This window comes from Bacteroides sp. 214 (genome assembly GCF_010501015.1).
Classification (GTDB): Bacteria; Bacteroidota; Bacteroidia; order Bacteroidales; family Bacteroidaceae; genus Bacteroides.
On the sequence record NZ_QVML01000017.1, the window covers coordinates 56,755 to 62,852 of the forward strand.

The window sequence follows — 6,098 nt, forward strand, 5'->3', positions numbered from 1 at the left end:
GAGGACAAAACAATTCATTAATCAATTAACAAATTAAGGAGATGAAAAAAAATTATCAAACCCCGCACATTGAAATAATCAACGTGCAAAACGAAGGCGTAATGGCCATGAGCGACGTAACCGGAGGAGGAGAAATATTCAACTCACCATCACCCACCAGCACAAGTGCAGGAGTACCAGGTACAAACAGCACCGATGCTCTCAACGAGTTGGAAGACCTGCTCAACAATTTATTAACCCAATAATACAAACCAAACGTATGAAAACAATACAAATCATCCGAAACGTGGCAGTTGCACTGGCAGCCACCATCGCCGTCGCAGCATGCTCCGACGACCTCGGCAAAGAAAACCCCGCCGCACAACAACCGGGAACAATCACCCTCACCAAAACCGACGTAGCCGATACACGTCTGGCAGTGACCGACGAAATGACCGGAGACGGAGAAAAACTCAGTGTGAAGTGGAAGACGGGGGATAAGATAGTGATAGGGAATGTATCGAAATCAAACCCAGGCAATACCGGCGGATCCGGTCCCTACAGTATAATAAAGACTACCGACGAAGGTAAAACAGCTACTTTCGATATTTCGAGCGCTTGGTTAGACCATAATCAAGAGACCTACACCGTCTTTACCGGAGGGGTATATGATGTTGGTTACACCATCAACAACCTCACTCAAATCGGCAACAACAATACCAACCACCTCACCGCTTTGGTCATGGCTGGCGATTATACGGAACCGGAAACAGATGTATGGCAAGCCGTTGCCATGAAACACACCATGAGCGTGCTCAAATTTGTGATTGTATTGCCCGCAGATGCTACGGATGTGCCGAATAAGGTGGTGGTAACAGGTAGTTCTACAAACGGCTCATTTGCTGCTAAGTTTAAATTGAGCGATTATCTCACGGGAGGGAAAACTGTGAACAACACAACAGACGAAATTTCACTGAACCTCACCCTCAATGCCCTGCCCGCTGATCGTACACTGACGGTTTATGTACCCGTTATGCAAATAAATCCGATAACTTCTTCGTTGAGCATTGAACTGAAGAAAGACGCAACACCCCTCTACACATTCAGCAAACCCATGACTGACACCAATATTCGCTTCGCCCCCGGCAAGATATATACCAATACGTTGGTGTTCGATGGTCCTTCTACAGCGCGCATTGCGAAGACGTTTGATAATAATGTGGTGATAAAGAATTACCGCTTTGCCAACGGCAGTGGTACGTCATCGGATCCATTCCTAATAACCAGCCCTGAGGAGTTGTTGTACCTTGCCACGCAAGACTTTGCCGCAAGCAACGGCAAGCACTATAGCCTCACCACCGACATCCACATCACTGCCGACAGATGGAGGGCGATAGGTACGTTTCAGGGAATATTCCATGGCAACGGATGCGTTATCAGCGGCAAGATGGTAAATACGGGAACCGGTAATTTCGGATTCTTCCAAAGCGTATCGGGTTCGGTCGAAAACCTGAATATTACGGCAGAAGTTATCTCCGGCAGCACCAACGTTGGCGCCATAGCAGGAACTGCTTCGGGCACCATTACAAACTGTAAAAACTGGGGCACCGTAACAGGAAAAAGCACTGTTGGCGGAATTGTAGGCACCGGCTCGAGCACTCTTACCCAATGCATCAACTATGGCGACGTGAAAGGTACAAGCACCGAATCGGGTACCATAGGCGGAATTATAGGATACGGCTCGAATGGAACCTTCACCGGATGCATCAACTATGGTAGCGTAACAAGCTCAGGAACAAAAATAAGCTCCGGTTTCGTAGGCGGCATCGCCGGAAAGGGAGAGGTATCTGACGAGACCAAAAATGTCGTCTTCCTCGGTTGCAAAAACTACGGCGCATTGAAAGGCTGGAGCCACGTAGGCGGAATTGTAGGAGAGTTCGGATCTCTCTCTAACGGAAGCCGTGCCACCATACACGATTGCCACAACTACGCTACAAGCATGGTGGCAACCACAACCAGTGTGGGAAATGAGTATCTGGGCAAGCTGACAGGGGCGAATTATGGCGTCATCTACAGCTGCTGCACCAGCGTTAATGTTCCCGGGGTGACGTATATGTATGGGCACACTAATCCCCTCACCGGTACGGGCAGCCCCGGCAATACGCTGACTACTTGCGGAACCTCACACTAGTAATCTGTTGCCCCGGCAACAGATCAGAACTATGATGTTTTGTTCCTAACGTAGATTTAATTACATTTGTAATTGCAATGAAGAGAACACGTTACATACTGCTTTTAAGCCTATTATGGACATCTGTTTGTGCGCTTAGCGCACAAACAGATGCCATACAGGCACAGCGGGATTCGCTTATCGGGCGGCTGCCGGAAACCGAGGGACAGGAGAAGTTGAATACTTACTTGGAACTCTCCCTCAATCTGTATTACTACGAACCGGATATTAAGGTGGCACTGCCCTACTTCGATGACTATCAGGACGAGGCACGCAATCAGAAGAATCTGGAAACGGAGATCATGCTCAAGCAGTATGTAATTGGTTTACTGTTCAATCACAGAGCTTACGAAGAACTCATTGCCCGGGCGCCGGGTTATATGCAGTTTGTGGCGGAGCATAAATCGTGGATTCATTATTTCAATATAGCCAATACGCTGTCTCAGGCATATTATCGCATGGAAAAGCATGAAGAGACCATAACGCTGCTCAAAGAAGTGCGCCGGATGGCAGAACAAGCTACCGAGTTTGCCGAAGCTATCCCGCTGATGAGCCTCATGATGGGAAATGCATATACCCGCATGGAGCGCTACGAAGAGGCCGAACAGTTCTACCACGAAGGCATGGATGCCTTTACAAGCGATATGCCGCCCAGTGATTGCAAATTCCAACTCTACAAAGCAATTTCCGAGATATACATCGTCTCCGACAGGTTTGAAGAAGACCTCGAGCTGTTGGATAAGTGGAAAAAAGACCTGGATCTTTATCACCAGCAATACAGGCATTCCATGTCATACGATATGTGGCTCTACCAGCAATACATCAGGCTATACGGCGATATGAAGCAGTTCGACAAGATGGAGCATTACTGTGATTTGATGGAGCAACTGAACTCCAACGATTACGTGATACAACATACCCTGTACGAATATCGCTGCCGCATGGCCATGCACCGCGAGGACTGGGCCAACATGCTGAAGTACGCCCAAAAAGCATACGAGGTGGCGACGATAACCAAACAGAGTTCCGGAGTAAGAGTCTTCAAGAGAATGGAGGCACAGGCCTACATCGGGCTGGGTATGCGAGAAGAAGCTGTGAAAGCAGTAGAGCAATTCTCGGAAATCTCCGATTCGATATATGCCGATTACTACGGCATGCAACTCGACGAACTGCGCACGCAGTACGAAGTGGAACGCCATGTGATGGAAAAGGAACAAATCAAGAACCTCTTTCTCTTTGCGCTGAGCGCCTGCATTTTGCTGGCCATAGCGCTGGGGATATGGATATACTATAGCCGCTCCATTCTCAGGAAGAACCGTGGGTTATACCTGAAAATTAAGGAGCAAGACCGCTTAGCGGACCAATTGAATACAATAACCACGCAATATTCATCCATGATGAAAGACAATATATCCGGCGATATGCCGGGCAACTCACAACAACGAAAACTTGTAGAACAGTTGCGAGAATACTTATACGAAGAACGAAGATTTGCCAAATCGGATATAGACCGGATGGATATCGTTTCTGCCATATCCACCAATAAAACATACCTTTTCGAAGCAGTGAAAGCCGTTACCGGCCAGTCTTTGTTGGAGTACATCAATTTCATTCGAGCGGAAGAGGCAAAAAAAATGCTGGAAGAATCGCCGCGGCTAACGGTGGAAAGCATATCCATTCAATGCGGATTCAACAGTACACGTACTTTCTACCGTTTCTTCCGTCAGCACTATAACCTGTCGCCCAACGAATATAAACGGGCGGCTAAAGGGTGATAAAACAATCTCTTATGAGGAACAAACTAATACTTACTTATATAATGGGACTGCTACTTGCAGGATGCACAATGAAGAAAGAAGTCGATCTATTAATCGTAAACGGGAACGTATACACCGTAGATTCTCTATTCTCCAAATGCAGCGCAATTGCTGTAAAAGACGGAATAATCGTTGCCACCGGAAGCGACAACGAGCTACAGGAGCAATACACGTCCCCGCAAACCATCGATCTGAAAGGAGCACCACTCTACCCGGGATTCAACGATACGCATGGGCATCTTAGCTTGCTGGGCGAGAGTTTGCGGAAGGTAGATTTGCGTGGAGCTGCCTCATTCGAGGAGATAGTGGAGCGACTGCAAAAACGATACGACGAAGAGCAACCTGCTTTCCTTGCTGGCGATGGCTGGGATCAAAACCTGTGGCAAGTACCAGAATTACCTACCAACGAGGAACTAAACAAACGCTTCCCGAACATTCCGGTGGTATTGTCGCGCATTGACTTCCACGCTGTTGTTGCTAATCAAAAAGCAATAGATGCATTGGGGTTGAAGGTAGGCGACACCTCCATTCCGGCAGGCGAAGCAATTATAAAAAACGGTAACTTTACCGGTCTCTTTCTGGAAAGCACATCAGACCGCCTCGTAGCTTCACTTCCTCCCCTAAGCCGCGAAGAGATGAGTAAATCACTTCTTGCCGCACAAGCGGAATGTTTTAAGTACGGACTAACTTCTTCGGCTTCGAGTGGCGAAATGCACGACGTTATTGAACTGTTGGATTCAATGGCTACCGAAGGTTCGCTCAAGCTACGCGCCGACGTTTGGTTAGGGCAAGACCCTTCCAATTTTGAACGTTTCAAAGCACCCTATCGTAATGGAAACATGCGAATCTCCACCATCAAACTTTTTATGGACGGCGCATTAGGATCAAGAGGCGCGTTAATGTTGGAGCCGTATACAGATGCGCCAAGTACCAAGGGCATTAAAGTTACTACCGACGAGGCCTTTCGCACCAACTGCAAGTGGGCATACGAACATGGGTTTCAGGTAGCCACACACGCCATTGGCGATGCGGCAAACAGAAACGCGCTACGCCTGTACAGCGAGTTCCTCCCCGTAGGAAACAATCTGCGCTGGCGTATAGAACATGCACAAATGGTAACGGATGAAGATTTACCGCTCTTCGGTAAGTACGGCATTGTTCCTTCTATACAACCCACACATGCCACATCCGATATGCTTTGGGCAGACGAACGCGTAGGTTGCCGATTGAAGGAGGCATATCGCTATAAAGACCTGCTCCGGCAATTGGGGTGGGCACCTTCGGGAACCGACTATCCGGTCGAAGAAGTAAATCCCATCTACACTTTCTTTGCCGCAACTGCCCGACAGAACCTGGACTTCATCCCCGAAGGTGGTTTTCAACCCGAAAATGCGCTGAGTAAAGAAGAAGCTCTACGCAGCATGACAATCTGGGCTGCAAAAGCTTCATTCGAAGAATCCATCAAAGGAAGTATCGAAGCTGGCAAGTATGCCGATTTTGTAGTACTCGACCACGATATTATGACGGTAGATGCCAAACAAATTCCCACCACAAAGGTATTAATGACAATTGTAGGCGGAGAGGTAGTGTTCGCTACAACCCACCAGAAGTAGTTTCAGGGAATAGGTCTTCACATTCACAAAACGCTGTAAGTCGTTTTACATTAGACACTTATGCGTGAAGACCCCCTCTTTTTGCCTTCACAAGGTCTTCACAACTCATTTCCTAAAAAAGCAGACCCCACTGTACTGTACTACGTGGAGCCCTATTTTGCATAAACTCCGGGGTACTTTCTCTTCGAACTTTTGCCACTGCATTGTTATTCGTTTTGCAGTGCACTCTTATTCGTTTCAAACAGCACTTTTTATCTCTTCACAACTGTGATGATATCTCTTCACATATGTGAAGATATATCGGCACAACTGTGAAGAGATATCATCACAGTTGTGAAGAGATAAATGTGCTACTTTCATTGACTTATACTGAAAGTGGTTGTCAGTTTTTACTGCTTGTTACTAAAAAGGTTGTCGCAATATATCTTTTCATTCTAAAAAGGTTGTCATTCATATCAC

General features: G+C 47.2%; 4 protein-coding genes. All 4 read left to right on the forward strand.

The genetic code is table 11. The annotated features are described in order from the left end of the window. Positions 1–41 precede the first annotated feature (41 nt). The 4 genes from D0T50_RS11685 to D0T50_RS11700 all read left to right on the forward strand — a co-directional run bounded on the left by D0T50_RS11685 (position 42) and on the right by D0T50_RS11700 (position 5,639). A complete protein-coding gene (locus D0T50_RS11685) occupies positions 42–245 on the forward strand; it encodes a hypothetical protein (RefSeq protein ID WP_163223711.1) in 204 nt (67 codons plus the stop codon). Positions 246–259: 14 nt separating this feature from the next. Then, the gene (locus D0T50_RS11690) at positions 260–2,170 is read left to right on the forward strand and encodes a fimbrillin family protein (RefSeq protein ID WP_163223712.1); all 1,911 of its coding nucleotides are present in this window, start codon (positions 260–262) and stop codon (positions 2,168–2,170) included. Positions 2,171–2,247: 77 nt separating this feature from the next. Beyond that, entirely contained in the window at positions 2,248–3,984 is a 1,737-nt protein-coding gene (locus tag D0T50_RS11695) for an AraC family transcriptional regulator (protein WP_163223713.1), read from the forward strand. 14 nt (positions 3,985–3,998) lie between these two features. Further along, complete coding sequence (locus D0T50_RS11700) at positions 3,999–5,639, forward strand: amidohydrolase (protein ID WP_163223714.1); 1,641 nt, start codon at positions 3,999–4,001, stop codon at positions 5,637–5,639. Positions 5,640–6,098: the final 459 nt, after the last annotated feature.